19 protein-coding genes are annotated in these 18,894 nt (G+C 47.6%); 2 read left to right on the forward strand and 17 right to left on the reverse strand.

Annotated features, from left to right (window positions below):
• Positions 1–10 precede the first annotated feature (10 nt).
• From FA91_RS00740 to FA91_RS00750, 3 genes are all read right to left on the reverse strand, one after another.
• Complete coding sequence (locus FA91_RS00740; RefSeq protein WP_231566733.1) at positions 11–1,630, reverse strand: OPT/YSL family transporter; 1,620 nt, start codon at positions 1,628–1,630, stop codon at positions 11–13.
• 33 nt (positions 1,631–1,663) lie between these two features.
• Positions 1,664–2,428 carry an IclR family transcriptional regulator C-terminal domain-containing protein gene (locus FA91_RS00745; protein ID WP_034911614.1) on the reverse strand — a complete coding sequence of 255 codons (765 nt, stop codon included), beginning with the start codon at positions 2,426–2,428 and terminating at the stop codon, positions 1,664–1,666.
• Between the two features lie 237 nt (positions 2,429–2,665).
• Positions 2,666–3,055, reverse strand: a complete 390-nt coding sequence (locus tag FA91_RS00750; protein WP_034911616.1) for a helix-turn-helix domain-containing protein — start codon at positions 3,053–3,055, stop codon at positions 2,666–2,668.
• A gap of 102 nt (positions 3,056–3,157) precedes the next feature.
• Between FA91_RS00750 and FA91_RS00755 the strand changes: the two genes are divergently transcribed.
• The gene (locus tag FA91_RS00755; RefSeq protein WP_034911618.1) at positions 3,158–4,015 is read left to right on the forward strand and encodes an SDR family oxidoreductase; all 858 of its coding nucleotides are present in this window, start codon (positions 3,158–3,160) and stop codon (positions 4,013–4,015) included.
• 56 nt (positions 4,016–4,071) lie between these two features.
• On the opposite strand, the gene FA91_RS00760 is transcribed toward FA91_RS00755, so the two are convergent.
• The 13 genes from FA91_RS00760 to FA91_RS20000 all read right to left on the reverse strand — a co-directional run bounded on the left by FA91_RS00760 (position 4,072) and on the right by FA91_RS20000 (position 16,765).
• Complete coding sequence (locus tag FA91_RS00760) at positions 4,072–4,332, reverse strand: hypothetical protein (protein WP_152601385.1); 261 nt, start codon at positions 4,330–4,332, stop codon at positions 4,072–4,074.
• A 131-nt stretch (positions 4,333–4,463) separates the two neighbouring features.
• A complete protein-coding gene (locus FA91_RS00765) occupies positions 4,464–4,880 on the reverse strand; it encodes a S24 family peptidase (protein WP_034918742.1) in 417 nt (138 codons plus the stop codon).
• Positions 4,881–5,055: 175 nt separating this feature from the next.
• Positions 5,056–5,502 carry a DcrB-related protein gene (locus FA91_RS19995; protein WP_072032267.1) on the reverse strand — a complete coding sequence of 149 codons (447 nt, stop codon included), beginning with the start codon at positions 5,500–5,502 and terminating at the stop codon, positions 5,056–5,058.
• 21 nt (positions 5,503–5,523) lie between these two features.
• On the reverse strand, positions 5,524–6,558 hold the full coding sequence (locus FA91_RS20210; RefSeq protein ID WP_082212553.1) for a fimbrial protein: 1,035 nt from the start codon (positions 6,556–6,558) through the stop codon (positions 5,524–5,526).
• 19 nt (positions 6,559–6,577) lie between these two features.
• Positions 6,578–9,157 carry a fimbria/pilus outer membrane usher protein gene (locus FA91_RS00780; protein ID WP_197060458.1) on the reverse strand — a complete coding sequence of 860 codons (2,580 nt, stop codon included), beginning with the start codon at positions 9,155–9,157 and terminating at the stop codon, positions 6,578–6,580.
• A gap of 28 nt (positions 9,158–9,185) precedes the next feature.
• Positions 9,186–9,923: a fimbria/pilus periplasmic chaperone gene (locus FA91_RS00785; protein ID WP_034911625.1), complete on the reverse strand. Its 738-nt coding sequence runs from the start codon at positions 9,921–9,923 to the stop codon at positions 9,186–9,188.
• A gap of 71 nt (positions 9,924–9,994) precedes the next feature.
• Complete coding sequence (locus FA91_RS00790) at positions 9,995–10,549, reverse strand: fimbrial protein (RefSeq protein ID WP_034911626.1); 555 nt, start codon at positions 10,547–10,549, stop codon at positions 9,995–9,997.
• Positions 10,550–10,672: 123 nt separating this feature from the next.
• Positions 10,673–10,924 carry a hypothetical protein gene (locus tag FA91_RS00795; RefSeq protein ID WP_034911628.1) on the reverse strand — a complete coding sequence of 84 codons (252 nt, stop codon included), beginning with the start codon at positions 10,922–10,924 and terminating at the stop codon, positions 10,673–10,675.
• Positions 10,925–10,935: 11 nt separating this feature from the next.
• The gene (locus FA91_RS00800; RefSeq protein ID WP_034911630.1) at positions 10,936–11,250 is read right to left on the reverse strand and encodes a hypothetical protein; all 315 of its coding nucleotides are present in this window, start codon (positions 11,248–11,250) and stop codon (positions 10,936–10,938) included.
• 98 nt (positions 11,251–11,348) lie between these two features.
• Positions 11,349–13,475, reverse strand: coding sequence for a peptidase domain-containing ABC transporter (locus FA91_RS00805; RefSeq protein WP_034911633.1), 2,127 nt, complete (start codon positions 13,473–13,475; stop codon positions 11,349–11,351).
• Positions 13,476–13,506: 31 nt separating this feature from the next.
• Positions 13,507–14,766, reverse strand: coding sequence for an HlyD family efflux transporter periplasmic adaptor subunit (locus FA91_RS00810; protein WP_034911635.1), 1,260 nt, complete (start codon positions 14,764–14,766; stop codon positions 13,507–13,509).
• A gap of 21 nt (positions 14,767–14,787) precedes the next feature.
• Entirely contained in the window at positions 14,788–16,104 is a 1,317-nt protein-coding gene (locus FA91_RS00815) for a TolC family outer membrane protein (RefSeq protein WP_034911637.1), read from the reverse strand.
• A gap of 4 nt (positions 16,105–16,108) precedes the next feature.
• Entirely contained in the window at positions 16,109–16,765 is a 657-nt protein-coding gene (locus FA91_RS20000; RefSeq protein ID WP_197060460.1) for a LuxR C-terminal-related transcriptional regulator, read from the reverse strand.
• A 794-nt stretch (positions 16,766–17,559) separates the two neighbouring features.
• Here FA91_RS20000 and FA91_RS00825 point away from each other — a divergent pair.
• Positions 17,560–18,291, forward strand: a complete 732-nt coding sequence (locus FA91_RS00825; RefSeq protein ID WP_231566734.1) for a transcriptional regulator — start codon at positions 17,560–17,562, stop codon at positions 18,289–18,291.
• A 97-nt stretch (positions 18,292–18,388) separates the two neighbouring features.
• Here FA91_RS00825 and FA91_RS00830 read toward each other — a convergent pair whose 3' ends face one another.
• On the reverse strand, positions 18,389–18,880 hold the full coding sequence (locus tag FA91_RS00830; RefSeq protein WP_034911639.1) for a MarR family winged helix-turn-helix transcriptional regulator: 492 nt from the start codon (positions 18,878–18,880) through the stop codon (positions 18,389–18,391).
• Positions 18,881–18,894: the final 14 nt, after the last annotated feature.

An 18,894-nucleotide genomic window follows, 5' to 3' on the forward strand; every position in this document is an offset into this window, starting at 1 on the left:
GTTGGCGTGGTTATTTCTTGCCGCCGGGCAAAATTGAATTAAAGAAGCTGAACAGGGCGTCGCCTGCGATCAGGCCTGCGGCGAGCACCTCCATATTATTACGGGCGGCTTCGCCGCCGCGACGTATCCAGATGTAGCGAATAAGAATACCGAACAGCACCGCCCAGCCTGCCAGCGGATTGTTAATCAACAGGCCGGTGGCGAGGAGTACGCCCATCTGACGACCCGGACCGCCGATGAACTGGATCAACGCGCCGGGGATCGCCCAAATCAGCAAGGATTTGGCGATATCCATCGATACGCCGGCGTTGATCGCCGCCACATAAACCTTCGCGACCGGCGGCACCAGCCCCTGCGAAAAGTAGTCGCGGAAAATGAACAGCACGACCGGGATCGCCACCACAAAGGCCAGCATCGCCGCCAGAAGCTGCTGGCGGCGGCCGCTGACTTCAAGGCGGGTGAATTCCCCTTTACCACGCAATATCCAGCCCGCTTTGAGATCGTAACCCATGTCGGCAAAGGCCGGGCCGGTGGCGGCGGAGAAGCCGCACAGCATCGCCAGCGCTTCCGGCGGGAAGCCAATCAGAATACCCACCAGCAGGGTAATCAGTGCCACGGCGAACGCCGGGAACCAGCCTGAATGCATCGCGGCCAGTCCGACGATCATCTGATGCAGGAAGGCGGCAAAAGCGGCGTAGACCATAAAGGCCAGCAGCCACGGTAGCGTCAGATGCGCATAAAGGCCACTGCTCAACGCAATCAAAACGGAGATGGCAACAAAACCCAGCGCGCCAAGGCGCAGCGTCTTACCGATTTGCGTGCTCTGGTTTTCCGGCAGCGTGCTGTCGTGCTGCGTGGCGGTTGTCCCCTCCTCATTACTGGTGCGGATTAGCCTGATTATCTGGAAAAGCGCGACCACGCCTGCGCCCGCCATCATGCCGTGAGGAATATAGAGCTGGTTGATATCAATGCCGAAAACCGGCTGCGAGTAGCCACGCAGCAGGAAACCGATGCCCAGCATTCCCAGCGCCCAGATATTGCCGATAAACGCCGTACCCAGCGCGGCCATTGGAAATTTAAAAAAGGAACCGATTGCGCCAATCACAATACCCATGCCCAGCAGCGCTGCTTGCTTTCCTCCCCGATCGCCGGCCTTAATGGATTCTGCTGCGGCCACGCCCGGCGGCCACGCGCCTTCCGCCGGGAATATGCGCGTGTTGAACAGGCGGTAAAGCATGTAGCCGTCCAGCAGCATCGCCAGCGACACGCCAATAAACATGGGCATTACCATGTCCTGACGGCCAAACAGCCACGGAATGGCAATGGGCAGCAGCAGCGAATTGGCCGCGCCAAAGGTGGCCGCCGACGTGGCGCTTTGCGCAAGATTCTGGATATGTATTGAGCGAAAGCGCGCGAACGATTGCAGCGGGATACGGGCGATGATCATCGCCACCATCGCGCCGATAATCGAGGTGTTCGGCGTCACGCCAAGCGTGGTGAGAAGCTGCACGCCGATAATAGCGCCGAACACGCTGAGCGCGAGCAGCAGCAGCAGCGTAGCGGGTTCGAAGACGCGGGGATGCTCTGTGACATCCTGCCGCGGTGTTTCTGAAGGCGCAATTTTACTCAAGGTCATTCTCCTGGTATTGGCAATGAAACAACATTAAAGCTGGTGTGTTACCAGCGTGTCACCCGTCTTCAGGGCAATGTTCAGAGCGGTTTCTTTTAGCAGGGCAGCAATACGCTGTAGCTCTTCTGGCGTTGCCAGCGCTTGCGGAAAAGAGAGACAAAAAGCCACGGCTTCGAAGGTGGTGGGATCGCCAATCGCGCAGCTTACCGAGGCGGTATCAGAGACGGATTCATTGATGGCCGTGGCATAACCGCTGTCCCGGCAGCGTTCTACCGCAGCGTACAGGCTGGCGATATTGTGCGACGTGCCGCCGATCTGCGTCGCTATCAGCGGCGAGGCAAAAAAGGCGTCAAGCTGCGCATGATTGAAACGGGCCAGCAACGCGCGGCCGGTGGAGGTTCCCCACGCAGGAGAACGCGAGCCGGGCCAGGTGACGGCGGGCAGCGAGTGACGGCCGTGGATCACCCGCAGCACCAGGATCTCCTGGTTATCCAGCATGGAAATGTAGCCGGTATAGCCAGTCTGTTCGCACAGAGAGCGTAGCGCATTGTCCACCAACTCATTCAGTGGCGCCTGACGGTTGGCCAGGTGCGATGCGGACAGAAGCAGCGGGCCGGGCAGAAACAGGCCTCTGGCTGCGTCCTTTTCCACATAGCCGTAAGATTCGAGCTGGTTCATCACCCGCGAAGCCGTGCTTTTCGGCATCTCCAGGTGCTGGATCACATCGCTGATTTTGATGCCGCCTTGCAGCGTCACCATCAGCTTCAGAATATTGGCCGTCGTTTCAAGAATCGACATTGGAAAGTCTCATAAAATGGGATTGCGTACCATTTTATGAGTTGCAAAGAAGGTGCCAACGTTCAGTGGTTTTAAAATCAGCGCTGGTGATGATTTATTACGCGTTTTGCACTATAAATGAGCACAAGAAGGGTGCAGGCGATCGATTTTGGTGCAGGTAAGGCCGTGGAGTAAGGTGAGAAAGTAAAAAGCACCGTTGCCGGAGGCGTATGAAATGTCACATCCGGCAGGCGCGTATCACGTTGATGTGTGACGACGCTTATCCAGAATATGGTGCAGGTTGGTTTCTATCCAGTCAGTAAGACCTACCACCTGTCCGCGTACGTCTGCGCCGAGCGGTGACAGGTGATATTCCACATGCGGCGGCACCACGTCCAGCGCGGTACGTTCGACAAAACCATCCTCTTCCATATATCGCAGCGTCTGTGCCAGCATTCTCTCGCTGATGCCGCCGATGTGACGCCTTAACTCGCTAAAGCGCAGCGTATTGTCCTCAAGCGCAACCAGCACCAGCAGGCTCCAGCGGCTGGTAAGCCGCCGCAATATCTCGCGGGAGGGGCAGTTGGCGTCAAGAAGCTCACCGCGACGAAATTTTTCGTCAGGCAGGCAGGCAGAATCTTTTTTCATACTAACATTCCTGTGCGTACTTACTTTTCGTTAGTATATGGCTTAGCATCCTTTTCTGAAAGCAGAAAACGTATCCCTTATTTGAAAAACAGGAGTGGACAAATGATTGCTGTAACGGGCGCAACGGGCCAGCTTGGCCGCTTAGTGATTGAAGAGCTGTTGAAACATATCCCTGCGGCGGAAATCATTGCCGCCGTACGTTCGCCGGAGAAGGCTCGCGATTTGGCCGCGACTGGCGTGCAGGTGCGTGAGGCAGATTATTCACGTCCCGAAACGCTGCCGGCTGCGTTTCGTGGTGCTGAAAAAGTGCTGCTGATCTCATCCAGCGAAGCGGGAGCGCGTGTGCCGCAGCATCAGGCGGTAATCGACGCGGCGAAAGCGGCAGGGGTGCAGCTACTGGCCTATACCAGCCTGCTTCATGCCGATACCACGCCGCTTGGGCTGGGTGGTGAACATCGCGCTACTGAAAAAGCATTGAAAGACTCCGGCGTGCCTTTCACTATTTTGCGCAATGGCTGGTACACCGAAAACTATGCGGCGAGCATCGCGCCGGCTGTCGCACACGGTGCATTTATTGGTGCTGCCGGTGATGGAAAAATCGCGTCCGCCAGCCGTGTGGATTACGCCCGCGCGGCGGTAGCGGTGCTTATTGGCCGTGACGTGGCAAACAAAACCTTTGAGCTGGCAGGTGACGACGCTTACACGCTGGCAGAGTTTACCGCAGAGATTGCCCGCCAGAGCAATAAAGAGATCAATTATGTCAATCTGCCTGCGGCAGAGTTTGCCGTCGCGCTGAAGGGTGCTGGCCTGCCTGATGGCCTGGCCGAACTCCTGGCTGATTCGGACGCTGGCGCAGAGAAGGGCGCGCTGTTCGATGACAGCCGGACGCTGAGCAAACTGATCGCACAGCCTACCGTCTCGTGGCAGGACGTTATCAAAACGTTTATTAAAGCGGCATAACGCCAGGCCGCTCTGTAAAGGATCAGGATGCAGGCGCGACCCGCCGCATTCTGATTTTAAGCACATGAAGCAGGATGAGCGGGGATGACCTCGCGGATCGCAACGCCAATAATCGTCACCTCATCCAGCAAATTACCTTCAAGCGTGTGCCCGCTGCCGGTGACGAGCCGCTCCGGGCTACGATAAACCTGCGCCCAGTCATATCGCCCTGACAGTTCGAAAAGTACCTTACTGCCCGCTATTGCAGGACGGTAGCGATCGATAATGCAATAGACGCCATTACAGGCCGCCAGATAACAGTCATGGTTGGTCGTCACGATGTCCTTGAGTTTACAAAAAAGAAAAGTCAGCTCCCGTCGGGCCGGATGATTAAAATTCTCTGGTAAATCGGGAAGATGCTCGCTGTCACGGGATTGAAAAGACGAGTTATTCTGCACTGGCGCGGCCCTCATTGTTCCATTGCTTTAATGGTGAACGTAACAACGCCGAAAATATCCGGCTCGGCGTCGATGGCTATAGTTTTTTGATCAACACGCAGGTCGACAAACTGAACGCTGGGGTTGAGCTGAAGTTTTCTCACCGCGAATTCACCCTCGATCGCAACAATCACCATATCGCCATGACCTGCGGTTAACGCGCTGTCAACGACTAACAGATCGCCATCATCAATGCCGGCTTCTTTCATTGACTCTCCACAGACACGAATAAACCAGGTGGTTTCAGGCCGCCGGACGAGCAACTCGCTGAGATCGAGATGCTGCTCGATATCCCCGCAGGCCGGAAGGGGCGAGCCACACGGGACTCGCTCCAGGTAAAGAGGCAGATGGAAAAGGGCATGCAGCTCAGTCGGTCGTAAAAAATTCATCATAAACTCTCATGATTTACTGTATATAAACACAGTATTACCATTTGAGTTAATCGACAAGCGTTAGCGGTTTTTTTTTGAATAATATGACGGGTTCAAAGGAGCGCGTAGATGAGATCGGTGATGGTCGTATTCAGCCATTTCATGTTGAAATGGCTGAATTTATTTATCGGTTTCAGGCTTGATGCAGGCTAAAACGGGTTGCGCTCTCAATAATTTTTTCACGCATGATATTGTGATGGATTTCAGTCTGGCAGACAGAACCAAAAAGCATGACATGCCCGTTGTTGTTTGCGGGCGTAGCGAGAAACGTGTATTGCCAGGTCTTTGTTCCATTGCCTGCATGTGTGAAAGCCAGTGCTATACCTTCGCTGAATACCGGGTTTTCAACCGGGTTTTCTGTTTTCAGTTCGGTAAAGTGTTGCAGGCCAGACTGTAATTTTTGCTTTTGTACAGCCAGGTAATCAGAAAAAGTGCTGCCATGTGGAATGGCATCACGGGTTACCGTGATGCTACTTCCATCAGGAAAGACGATAATATTCATCGTATGGACTGCCGCGCCTGAAGGTACTGCAATCAAGCCTTCAGGACAAATAACTGTGTGTAGATCTAAACTGGACATTAATGACTCCATTGATAATTATTATTCATAGCTTATTGTATAAACGAGGATGGATTGATATTCACCCGCCGTTTGTTCTTTTTGCAGTGCATAGTAGGCTGCCCGCAATGGAACCCAAATAGTGCTCAGGCCCAATCCAAATTCGGATACTTTAAATTTACTGTTAACTTCAACAGGTGACCAGGTATTACCTTGTTTATGAAAAATCTGTACGGCAATTTGTGTCGAAACTTCACCGGTTTCTTTATTTTTGAAAGAAAATACACCTTCTTTTTCCAGCCCGGCAATGTTTGCGCCTGATAAAGACATGTGGATGCCCATATTACTCCACAAGTTTGAGTTACATGTTAATCCTACTTCAAAATCAGTATTATGATTTGGAATTGATCCCACGCCGGTAATATTACTGGAACTGATAGCTGGCAGCATAATTCTGTAGTTTCCACCATTAAACACCTCACAGGTTTGCGTGGTAAAAACGAGTTTCTTTGTATTTCTCAAATAGAAAATCTGCGAGCCGCTGCCTTCAGAACCGATACTAAAGAGTGCAACATCATTTCTTGTCGGATTGAGCGAGACATTTTCTCCTGTTTTGACAACCTCAACAATAATGGATGCCTCAAACTGAAGGTAGTTATCTGTATTGATCGACGTACCCAGATAAGGGACTTCCGTAGACAAACCTGTTTTGATTCGACGATTGGTGTAGTTACGATCCCCATTGACGGTAACAAAAACGGTCAGCCCACTTTGAGAACCTAATATATTAGAGATGTTATAGGTGTTGATATAGACATCTTCAGGCCCTTTCGCGATATCATTACCTATTTTCTTGGCGCACCATATTGATATAGGAAGATTGTTAGTATAAATAACAGAACCTATTGGCATACTCGTTGGGACTTCGTTCGGTACTTTACTAAAGTCCAGACCTGTCGTATCCGAGCGACTGCTATTAAAATCACAAATTAATTCAGCGCGCACAAACGAGCTTACTGCGATTAACAGGACGAACAGACAGTATTTATTCGCTTTCGTTAACGTATTAATATTCATCGTATTATACTCAGTCCTGTTACTGGCTGGATGATAGCGTTGTCGCCAGGCTGGCTACAGCAGAAGACGTATCGGAAACGCCGCCAGGGGTTTGGGGCTGACAAACGCGATTGAGTCGCTCAAATTTTCGCGATTTATTATCAACCGGTTTATCGCTGATGCTGACTTCAAATCCGCATGTTTGCTGTTTTTCCTCACCCCAACGAACGGATAAATAATCGCTGGTATTATCCAGTCGGACATAGATCTGACCGCCCTGAGCCACAATACCCGCCTCTTCACCATTGCGTTTTTTAACCGTCGCGCCAAAAGGAAGAGCGTTACCATCAGGTAGTTGCGCCCTGATCAGTAACATCCGGCCATGGCGCGTTGGATAATCTATTTTCACGATTGCGCCGTGGTAAGGAGCGACCTGCTGAATACTGTTTTCTATTTCTACGTCGTACGACAGGCCTTTAGGATTGAGACTGACCTGATTAAGACGATAAGGGTTCAGGTACGGCACTATTGCGTGGCCTTTGTGGTCGAGAACAATGCCTGAATAACCATCAATGGTGGCGCCGGCAGCATGTTCCGCAGAGACAACCGCCATTGTATCCAGGTTGTTATACGGGCTGAGCACGATACCTTCAGAGAAACCGACCACGCTGCCGCTTAACCCACCTGAAAACGCGTAATAACTTTTGCCGCGTGAATAACTTCCGCTCATCGTTGTTTCAGGACGAGTCCAGGTGCCGCTGAGATCGGTGGAATAGTTATTATTAACGTCTTTACTGATCGACGAACCATAGGTTAACTGATCCCGGTCGCCTGCAATGCCGCTAATGCCAATCTGGCTATTTGAGCCTTCTTTATTAAATGTTGTATAACTGTGTACGCTGGCATTTTTTCCCAATGGAAGAGATAAATTGAGCATGTACTGCGTTTCTGCCCCGGCAAGCGTAATGTTCTTATTTACCGCCAATCCATAACTCAACATTTTATAACTGTTATTATAGCCAAACTGATATTGCGTATTGGTCTGACTTTTGTTCCAGTAGTTTTCCCTGAATCCACTAATATAAAACTGACCCAGCTCGTCACTGAGTAACTGACTGACGGTCAGAGAATAGCGGTTTTTTGGTCGATTCAGGTTATTGAAGCTCATTGTTTCATTATCGCTGTCAAGATGATCTTTCAGATACACTGAATTGTATAAATCCACATAACCCGATGACGAGAAACGATAAGCGGCCAGTGAAATACTACTACTGGTAGCTGAAATAAATTTGCTGTAGCTGGCCCTGACGCTGGCACCGTTTTTGTTTTCATCTTTATAGCGAAAGTTAGCGCTGGTGACGTCAAATGAAAATGCGCCGACGGGGGTTCCTATGGCTGAACCTATCACGGCGGATCTCCAGTTTTCGGTACCGGTAAGCCCCGTATAAACGGTTAGCAGGTTATTCAGTCCGCGTTTATATGTCATCTGAGCCACCCACGGCGCAGAACTCACGTTCAAATTACGCAGTTTGCCTGCAATTACGCTGTAATTACTTAATCCCGGACGTAATAAATGCGCCAGCGAGGAATAGGGCACGGCAAAAGTTGAGACGCTGCCATCCGCCTCAGTGACTTCAACATCTAAATCACCGCCATAGCCTGTCGGATAAAGATCGTTAATAATGAATTCACCCGCAGGCACGGTGGTTTCATAAATAACGTTGCCACGCTGCCTGACAGTGACACGCGCGTTGGTCCTGGCAATACCTCTTATGGTGGGCGCATAACCCCGCATTGAGTCTGGTAACATTTGATCTGCTGTGGCCAGTTGTAAACCACGGAAAGAAAAACTGTCAAATATTTCGCCTGACGTGTTTGCGTCGCCTAATAGCAGGCGTGAACTAATGGGCGTAATATCGCGCTGAAGCGTAGTGCTGAACACGTTGTATTCACGATCGCGATGTTCATTCCAGCGAAAAGATCCTGCATGGCGTAAGAACCACGGCCCCAGATTTAAACCTGCCCGAATGTCACCATAAAAAGAGCGATTAACCTCATTGCCGTTATGCTGCTCAAAAAAGCTGGTGGTATAGTTGGTAAAAGCGCCATTTACGCCATGTGACCACAAAGCAGGCGAAACATATCCTCTGGCTTGTCGCTCCAGATAGGCCTGAGGAATAGAGAAATCAAGGCGCATATCGGCCAGGTTAAGTTTTGCTTCAGATTGCGGGATTAAATCGCGCATGGCCGAACAGCTATTCTCGTCGGCAGAGAGCATTTTACCCTCCTCCTCAAGCTTCTGCTGCTTAATTTTGATCGTTTCAATGAGATGCTTATCGATACAGATAACAGAAACATTGCCCACTTCCCGAACTACAACCTTATTGCGCCCGATGAAACGACCGTTAATATAAATGTCGGGATCATAGACGCCGGGATAAAGCTTGTAAGCACCGTTAAACCTGGATATATCCACGTTCGTACCCGTCATGGTACTGATAAAATCTGGATTAAATTGCACCTCAGAATACGCGGGGCGATGTAGGAAAAAAGACATTAATATGACAGAACTGACAAATAATGCAATTTTTGAGTTATTAATGCTATAGGTTTTCTTCATAAACATCATCCCTGAATATTTTTTTGGTCTAATCTTTTTTGATTTCTTTTAGCGTCACTACACCATGATCGTTGATATAGCTTGCGAAAAGATGCGGGTCATTTTTCAGCGATGACGTTTTAATTTTGTATGATTCGCTTAAAAATGGCGCTACCATATTTCCAGTGATAGATTCTGTTTTCTTCTCTCCCTGTCTGACTTCAATGGTAGACAAGGTCATATGTAATGGGGAGCTGTTAATAACATCGATAATACTGTAAGCACCCTCTTTTCTTCCGCTATCGCGCCATGAAATTAAATCTGTGGCATCGGTAAATGTGGTTTCTCTGATAGCGTCAGGTCGAAAAAAGAGCTTGATACGCGTGCGAAAAGCCATCTGCATGACATTCGATGAGCTTGATTCGGCCTGCGGTGGAATATCCAATACATTTAACCAAAAAACGCTTTCCCGATCGTCGGGCAGGTCATTTCCGGTATACGTAATACGCAAGCTTTGCCCCTGAGCAGGTTCAATACGCACCACCGGCGGAGAAATAATGAAAGGAACGTCAATCTGGCTTACTTTTTTATCTTTATCGCCTGTGTCAATCCATGATTGTAGCAGAGAAGGCTTTTCGCCCTTATTGTCAACTTTGACAATAACTTCTTTTTCACTCTCGTTATAGATAGCGCGTGTGCTGTTAAGCACAACCGTTGCATTTACCTGAGCAGTGAGTGAAAAAAGCATAATGGAGAGGGCTAATTTAACTTTACTTTGAATGTTCATCGCTATCCTTGCGAAATAAATCGGGGAGGATCTCCCCGATTAAACGTTATGATCAATTAATAATTAATAAATTAATTATAATCGATTGAATACGTTACAGCAGTCTGCAGATCGCCAGCGGTGGTTGCGCCAGTTGCATAGTAGCGAGCAATATAAGACATATCGGCAGCGCCAGCATTCAGCGTTACTTTGTTGGATTCAATATCACGCTGGCTGGTGTTACCCGCTGCAAGAACATCAGCGTTAGCGGTCAGTAGCTCAACCTGTACGTTTGAAGCGCCGGATGCGGCAGCGTTGTTCAGACGGCCAGAAGCAGCATCAACATTAGCGCCAGATTCAAAATAGGCACGAACGGTACCGGTTTGTGGGTTACATGCGCTCAGTTTGATCAGGAAATTGGTTTCACCAGCCGTTGCGCCAGCGGTAGCCAGTTTGCTGGTGGACAGCGTAGGCAGGTTTACGATGCCGTCGCCAGTTGCGCTGTCGTTAACTTTTACAGTACAGGTTGCAGCGGTCAGTTTACCATTGATGGTAATGGTGCCTGCTGGTGCAGGTGCTGCGAATGAAGAGAATGATACAACGCCTAACGCGGCAGTCATGAGAGATGCGACAAGAGTCTTTTTCATTTGTTAATCCTTAAACATATTTTCAGTATTACTAAAACGGTTTCAGAAAAACCTTCTGAGACCGGGTCCTTGCGTTACTACATTATCGATATCATGACTGATAAGATTACCAATCAGATATGATTACTTGCGGTTGAACAGGCTAAAAAACCCACCCAAACCTACGGCAAAAATTGAGACGGCAACAACAGCGACGCCAACAAATATCTTACCGAATAGATCACCCTGGCCAATCGCCGGAGAATCAATTGTTGAAGGGCTGGTCCAGTCCCCTTTTTCAGATGGTACGCGATCCGGATTTAACGCATCCATAATGTCGCTGCTCAGGTTACCACCAGAAACTTTTTTTGAATCACAATTAGAAAGTAATTTCATTTTCTATTCTTTTATTTAGGGTTGTTGTTTAACAGGTCCATCCACTGCTCGGTAAGATTATTAAATAATTCTACCGTCTTATCCCAGTCGTTTACCAGACCATACATGCCGCCCTGAATTGCACCAAAAGTAAGACCTAAAGCGACGCCAACCAGCGCACCAATAACGCCTACACCCAGAATGCCGCCGGTATTACCACCCGCGATACCTACTTTCATCATGCCGGTTGTTGCGCCAGCAAGACCACCAAGAATCATTGCCCCTACAGTACTAAAAAAAGAACCACCAGAAACGTTATCAATTTCAAAAAGTTGCAATTCACGCATTTTTATCTCCTTAGTTTATTATTTATGGTAAAACTATTTGCTGCGGTATGAATATTAATGGATGAGCAATATTCCGGGCAATAGAATAAAATCTATTTTCACGGGAACAGAGACTCTTTGGATACTTCTCGGATTATTCCTTTATCCAGAAAGATTATCCTGTCAGCACTCTTAATAGTGTCAGGGCGATGCGCAATAATGATTCGGGTAACGTTCATGCCTGAGATTGCCTTGTTGATGGCGCTTTCCCGGGCAACGTCGAGATGACTTGTCGCTTCATCAAGAATTAAGATTTTTGGCTCTCTGTAGATTGCACGAGCAAGTAATAATCGTTGAATTTGCCCGCCTGATAAAGATGAGCCCATATCACCTACCAGACTATTATAGCCCATTGGCATATGCATGATATCGTCATGAATCTCGACAAGTTGAGCAACTTTCATTGCTTTTTCTTCATTATAATTGGCATCAAAGAAGCAGATATTGTCCATAATTGAACCCGCGAAAAGTATGTCATCTTGCATCACACTGCCAACCTGATCGCGATAATGCTTCATTCCCAGCTTTTTAATATCAGTACCGTTAATGCATACCTCGCCTGCTTCCGGGCGAAGCAGCCCCAAAAGAATTTTTGCTAACGTACTTTTACCCTGACCTGAAGGGCCGACAATAGCGACTGATTCACCGCCTTCAATAGTAAAACTTGTGTTGTGCAGAATAAAAGGTTCATTTTCAGAGTAGCGAAAGTTAATATTTTTGATTTCAACACGACAAGGCTGATTATTTTTTTCCAGCGCCACCAGACTTTCAGTATCTTCTTCGGTTTCCGTAAGGACAATATCTGCCAGACGTTCGCCGTGCAGACGAAGCATTGAAAAATCAATGACGGCGTCGACCAGGCCGGTCAGGCGGCCAATAAACTGATCGGAAAAACTGATAAACGCCACCAGCATGCCGCCAGAAAAATTGCCATCCAGTACCTGAATAGCCGCCAGCCAGATAAGAACAATTCGGCTAATGCCCGATGTCAGCCCCTGAAGGATGCCAAAGAATATCGACAATCGTTGAATGTTTATGCCTTTGTTAGTGACCTGCACCAGTTCGCTGGCATAGCTTGAAACACGAATTCCCTCTTTATTGTTTAGTTTCACCGCCTGCATGCCGCGAATCGACTCAAGAAGCTGCGACTGCGCTTTAGCCGACGCGATCATCTGATCCTCATTTGCCTGGCGGAAAGGACGAAACGAAATGGCTCTGAGTAGGGTATAAATAGCAACCGTCGCCAGTACGATGTAGGTCAACGTAACGTTGTAGCTGAACAGAACAAACAAGGTGATTATTGCCATCACGCCATCAAGGATCGAGCTGATAAAGCGCGTCGTCAGCGTATTTTGAATCGTACCGATAGATCCAAAACGCGAAATAATATCGCCGATATGCCTTTCCTGAAAATAGGACATCGGTAAGCCAAGCAGATGGGTACAGATATTGGTTGACCATTGCACGCTAAGCAGGCTGGAAAACCATGTGGTGACCCAGGAACGCAATGCGGATATGACGGTTTGCAGCAGAACAACGCAGATAAACGCGGTGCCGAGCAAGAAGAGCAGATCTCTGTCGCCCGCCACCAACACATGGTCCATCACCCATTGCATATAGAAAGGTGACATCAACCCGAAAACTTCCAGGGCGACGGACAATACCATGACCTGCACGAATGCCGAACCAATGCCAGAGACATTGCCAATCAGCTTCATCATCGACAGTCGCGTTTTTTCGCTTTTCTGTTCGAAATTACAATTTGGATAGAGCTCAAGCGCAACGCCGGTGAACGATTCTGAAACTTCATCCATCGGCACTTCACGCTTGCCGCGGGCAGGATCGTGCAGAACAATTTTGTTTTTTGATACGCTTTTCAGTACCACAAAATGGTTCATGTCCCAGTGAAGGATACAGGGAAGCTGAAGCTTATCCAGCTCGTCCAGCTCCAGTCGCAGCGCGCGGCTGGAAAGCCCCATATTGTTGGCGATCTGCATAACATCGGCCAGCGTGGCGCCTTTCAATGACGTCGTATGCGCCCGACGCAGCGTGATCATGTCGGTCTGATGGCCATAAAAGCCTGCAATCATACCCACGCAGGTTAACCCACATTCCGCCGCCTGCGTCTGGTGCAGGACCGGTAATTTCTTTCGCCATGAAAACTGGAGGTCTTTCAAAAATTTCATAATAGTCCGAACCTGAATATAAATTTAATAATTAAATAGAAGCGTGACGACCCAAAGCATATAAAGGTTCAAGAACCCACTCATACAAATGACGCTTATCAATAACGAAGTCGGCCTCTAACGCACCACCGGGTTGTAATTTAACTTCCTGGCCGTAGGCGCTGATTGACTGTTTATCCAGTTCTACTCTGACCTGATAAAAAGACTCCTGAACCTGCAAATCACCGGTGATATGAGACACTTCCTGCGGAGAGAGTGAGACGCGAGAAATTTCCGCGACTTTTCCGTACTGCTGACCAAATTTTTGATACGGAAACGCCTGATAGCGCAGGATGACCGCTTGCCCCGGTTTAATAAATCCAATCGCCCGGCTGCTGACCATAATACGAGCCTGAAGATTGCCGTTTTCAGGCAGAAGCGAAGCCACAGACTGACCCGCATTGACTATCTGTCCGGGTTTTACCAACACGGAGCCGACCAGCGCGTCTTCTGGCGCGGTAACAATAATTGAACGGCGCGACTCATTTTCCACACGAGACTGACGAATACTTGAGATCTGGCGTTCAATCTCATTTTGTTTGTTGCGGGTGTTCACAGGTTGCTCACGCATTTGCTGGCGGGCCTGGGTAAGCTGCTGCTGCGCATCAATACGCTGCCTGTTAACATCCAGTAGCCTGAATTCTGCATCCAGAAGCGCTGATTGCTGCTGTTCAACCTGCGTATTCGAGGCATAGCCCTTATCACGCATTTGGATGAATTTACTGACCTGTTTTCTTGCAATATCAACGTGTGCGACCCGCTGTGTGTGCATCTTTGCCAACTGCGCCAGCTGATCCTGAAGCATTTTTTCTTTGACTTTCAGCCCCTTCATTGTCTCCTCATGCAGAGTTTGAAGGTCTTTTAATTCATTTTGCATACCCTCATATTGTCTGTTGAGCTGCTCGGCGATCATTTCGCGCGTTTGCCCAAGCTTTGTTTCTACTTCTGAAGAAATAGTCGCCAGCACGTCACCTTTTTTAACCAGCTGACCTTCGTGCATTTTCAGATCAACAATGGTGCCATTATTCATCGCCATAATGTTCATGACGCCATCAACCGGCAGTAAAGAACCTCTGGCCGTTTCACGTTTGGTATAACTGCTGAAAATACAAAATGCGATAACAATAAGCGTGATAACCGCAACCAGCCCAATTTGAATCCATCTGTAAGGTGGGCAATAAAGCGCAACGCGGCCTATAGCTTTGGAGCGATTTGCTTCGAGTGCTTCGTCCCTGAATAATTTGTTACTCATATCTCTTCTGCTTATCTATTGTTAATGACAGACATAGGTATTTAATGTCGAATAATCTAAATCACCGGTAGACGCTGCCAGTATAATTTTTTGTTTTAGGAAATTATTTTCAGCTTCAGTCAGCTCCTGCATGGATTTAAACAGGTCTCTTTCTGCGCTGAACTGATCGACCAGGGTGCGTAAGCCCACCTCTTTACCAAAGATGGTTGAGGCCAGTTTCTTTTTTGCCGATTCACTGGCTCTTTTATAAGCATTGATTTTCTCAAGGCCATTTTTGACGCCAAGCCATGAGATTTGCGTGTTTTGAATCGTTTTTCTGCGTGCATCCTCAAGCAGCTGCAATGCCTGATCGCGACGGCTTAGCGATTCGAAACTTTGCGATAACTGCCTTCCTCCGGCAAAAATGGGAATAGAGACGTTAACGCCAACATAGGTATTTTTGGTTTTATTGGTGGTACCAAAAATTGAATCCCAGACGTTTTCATTTTCTCCCCTGCTCCAGTTTCCTCCGTAACTGGCCTGCAACGACACCACAGGCAGATGGGCTGCTGATGTGGCGATGATATCTGAACGCGCTTCTTCCAGCTGATGACGTGCGGCAACAATATTTAGATTTTTTTGTACCGCCCTCTCAAGCGCGCTCTGAAGAGACTCATTCGATGAACGGAAAAGACACTGCATATTATCTTCCCGAATGTCTTCGGCCGGCAGGCCGGTCATACGGGAAAAATTAATATGGGCATTGTTCAATTCATTTTCAGCAGAAAGCATTTCAGCAATGGCGCGATCGAAATTTGCCTGCGCTTCATCAATATCGAGTTGTGTGCCATCGCCCACCTGTAACGCCGTTTTGACCTTATTTAACTGGATCTCGTAGGCTCTTTTTTCCTGCTGTAACGTAGCAAGTTGTTTGCGGGAAAAGATAACGGTGAACCAGGCGTTGCTGACATCCTGAATCAGCTTTTGTTGTGCTGACATGAAGGTGATGTCGGCCAGATCGGCTGAGGCATCGGCCCGGCGCCAGGTGGCGTATTTCGCCAAATCAAAAATTGGCTGCGTCATATTCAGCGTATAACTGTGACGTTTAACGCCCGCTGCGTAAGAGGCGTCTGGCTGATCCTGCTTATAATAACTGCCTGATAACGATATTTCAGGCAGAAGACCCGAGAACCCCTGAATACGTTTTTGGCTTTCGGCATCGTGTAGATTAGCGGCGGCGGCAAGCTCACTGTCATACGTACTGGCAGCCAGAACGGCCTGTTGCAAAGTAATACCCTGAGCATTACCTCCCGTCAGAAGAGCAACCAGAACGATTAAAGATTTTTTATCGACTTTCATCTGCTTACAACATTCCATTCAGATAAGCATATTTGAGCAGTTCGCCGTTTGTCGTGACGTTCAGCTTTTTCATGGCGCTGTGTTTTTGCGTCGCAACCGTGCTGACCGCACGATTTTTCCTGGCTGCAATGGTTGAGAGCGAGTGGCCCTGAACCACAAGAAAGATAACCTCCCATTCTTTTGACGTAAGTGCGACGTCTGAAGAAATATTGACGTTATTCTCCTTCGCTTCGCGAAGAGCCTTCGAAACAAAGCTTTTTTCAGTGCCGGAAACCAAATGGCACAGCGCATGATGAAACTCCTCAATGCTGTCATGGGCGCTGATGAGTGCATCAAACTCGCTTTGAATAACTTTATTGATTAAGTGAGGATCGGTTTGTTGAAGAAATATTAGTGTTTTCACACTACGTTTATTGCAAAGCATTTTTAGTTGTTTTTGTTCACCCGTACTACAATTTTTGTGTAAAAAATAATACTCGGTGAATAAAATATCCGTGTCGCCGGACTCAAGTGCTGCATACAGAGAGGTATGATCGCTGCAAACCTTAATGTCCAGGTCGATATCACCGGTTTCTTTTTGAATATATTCACAGATTGCTTTTTCTAATATATTAAAATTGAAATAAATCACTACCCTGAGTCGAGTCTTTAATTCTTCCATTATGCTTTCCATGCTTATTATTGGTGATGCTTAATTATAAAGTTTTTTTGATGTTTTTTAATGTTAACGTTAATGGTTTTAACTTTCTGACGTCATTTGAACGATTGTTGTAAGCATTGACGTTTTTTTAAGTGCATGCGTTTTTTGAAAGCCAGGGCCATTATCCGAATGGCAGATAAAAGCTGGCAAGGATCCCTCCTGCTGGTGTGGTTGATTGTCCCTTTCAACGTATGAGTGTTGTATGGCCGGGTAATCTGTTCCTGTTACCGGTTCAGCTAAACAACAGAGAGCATTCTTCCACTTAGAATTTGTCTTGGCAAGAAAGAATAGAAAATTATCGCATTGTTTTTTTAGTATGCCCCGTGGTTCTTTCTTGGGTTTTTTTACTGCATATCAGGCATTAATATGGATTTTTATGCTGATTTTTATTTGTTTTTTGGGCTAATGGCTTCGGCGGGCTAGTAGTTTTTTTATAATGCTCATTTGAAACTGTGTGTTAACACTTCTGTTTGTTTATCGCCCACATTTTTTTCTGTTAATATGAGAAAATCCCTTCAGAGAAGGCTCACAAAGGCGGCCAATATCGATGTTGCACAGGCTGAAAAAATGTAATAGTGAAGAGTAAACGCACCGTTCTCAGGTAAATCAGAATGACTTTTCATGAATGAATGACGGGCTTTTTACCAGGTTACAGGAGGGTTCTGACGGATAACGGAAAAATTATTGTAAATTTTTTAATTAAGATCGGCGAAGGTCGCTTTTGATTATGACATGGATAGCGTACGAGGAAGATTATGGAACGATATTTCACAGGCGCTGAGGATGTTTCCACTCCAAATGCCCAATCCTTGAGCTCTGTTTACACCAGTGCCGGACAATTTCAGCAAACGCTGGGAAATAACGCCAGCAGGGCTGAAAAAACAGGTTCGCTATTGCGTCCTGAACTGGAGTTGAGCTACAGAAAATTTATTAATATCTTTTCGCCGTTCATGCTTAATGCTGAGCCGGACGAGATATCGCGTAAAAAAAGGCGCTATCGGTTTGATAAAAATGATCAGTGCGTCGTCTATTTTTTGCAGGAAGGCGATTACTTTCTTAGTACGCAAAACGGCCACAAAATAATCGATATCCTGTCTTCACCCTCCATTGCGGGTGTAGTGCCAGGCCTGAGCAAGATGCCGTTATATCTTGAACGCGTCGATTACGGAAAAATTAGTTATCTACCTCACGATGATTTTTGGCGTCTGGTATTTGAATTCGATCTCTTTGACGACGCCATGTTGATTATGTCTGCTCAGCAATCTGAACTGATAAATTATATCGCATTAAACAAAGCCAATGCTCTCGAAGAAGTCCGTTCACTGATTGGGTGGTGGAGTAAAATACCCGATCATCTGAAAAGACGCTTTTCAATTATGTATCTTATTGAAAACAGTTCATGGCTATCGAAAAGTTCAATAAGCCGCGCGCTAAAGGCAATGAAAGAAAAAGGGGAGATCGCCCTGGAAAGAGGACGAATCAGCTGAAGCGTTGATTCAGATGTTTCATTTGATTTAAATTCAGCACCTGAATCGAATAAAAACAGCAAACGCAGGTCGCCCTGGCGGGCGTAGGCGCGATAATTCACCTGTCGGTTTTTTTATCGCGTTCCGGTACTACAATAAAGTCTGCAACGAATTTTTTAAGCAGCCTTTCAAGTTCCGCGCGTTCATGCGCCTGCCAGTGCAAAAAAATACTTTCGTACAGTTTTGCGCGTGTCACATCAATTTTATCGGTCATCGCTTTGCCGGCGGAGGTAATGGCAGCTTCATTAATCCTCTTGTCTTTTGGACTCTTCTGCCGTTTTGCCAGCCCAATTTCCTCCAGTTTCGCCACCTGACGGCTGACCGTGGTGTAATCGCGCCCAACACGATCGGCGAGTTCGACCACGCCAACAGGGCCGAAGCGGCCAATCTGCACCAGCAACGGGAACAGCGCGCGATCGAGCTGTATGCCTGACTTTTCAATCATTAATACATCCCGCTGCGGTCGGTTAAAAGCACCTACCAGCATCAGGAAAGCATCGTGCAAATCCTCAATGTCTGAATTTTTATGTGTATTTTGCACTTTTTTCATTGACGTCGCCTGAG

The sequence above is a fragment of the Erwinia sp. 9145 genome (assembly GCF_000745075.1).
Taxonomy (GTDB): domain Bacteria; phylum Pseudomonadota; class Gammaproteobacteria; order Enterobacterales; family Enterobacteriaceae; genus Erwinia; species Erwinia oleae.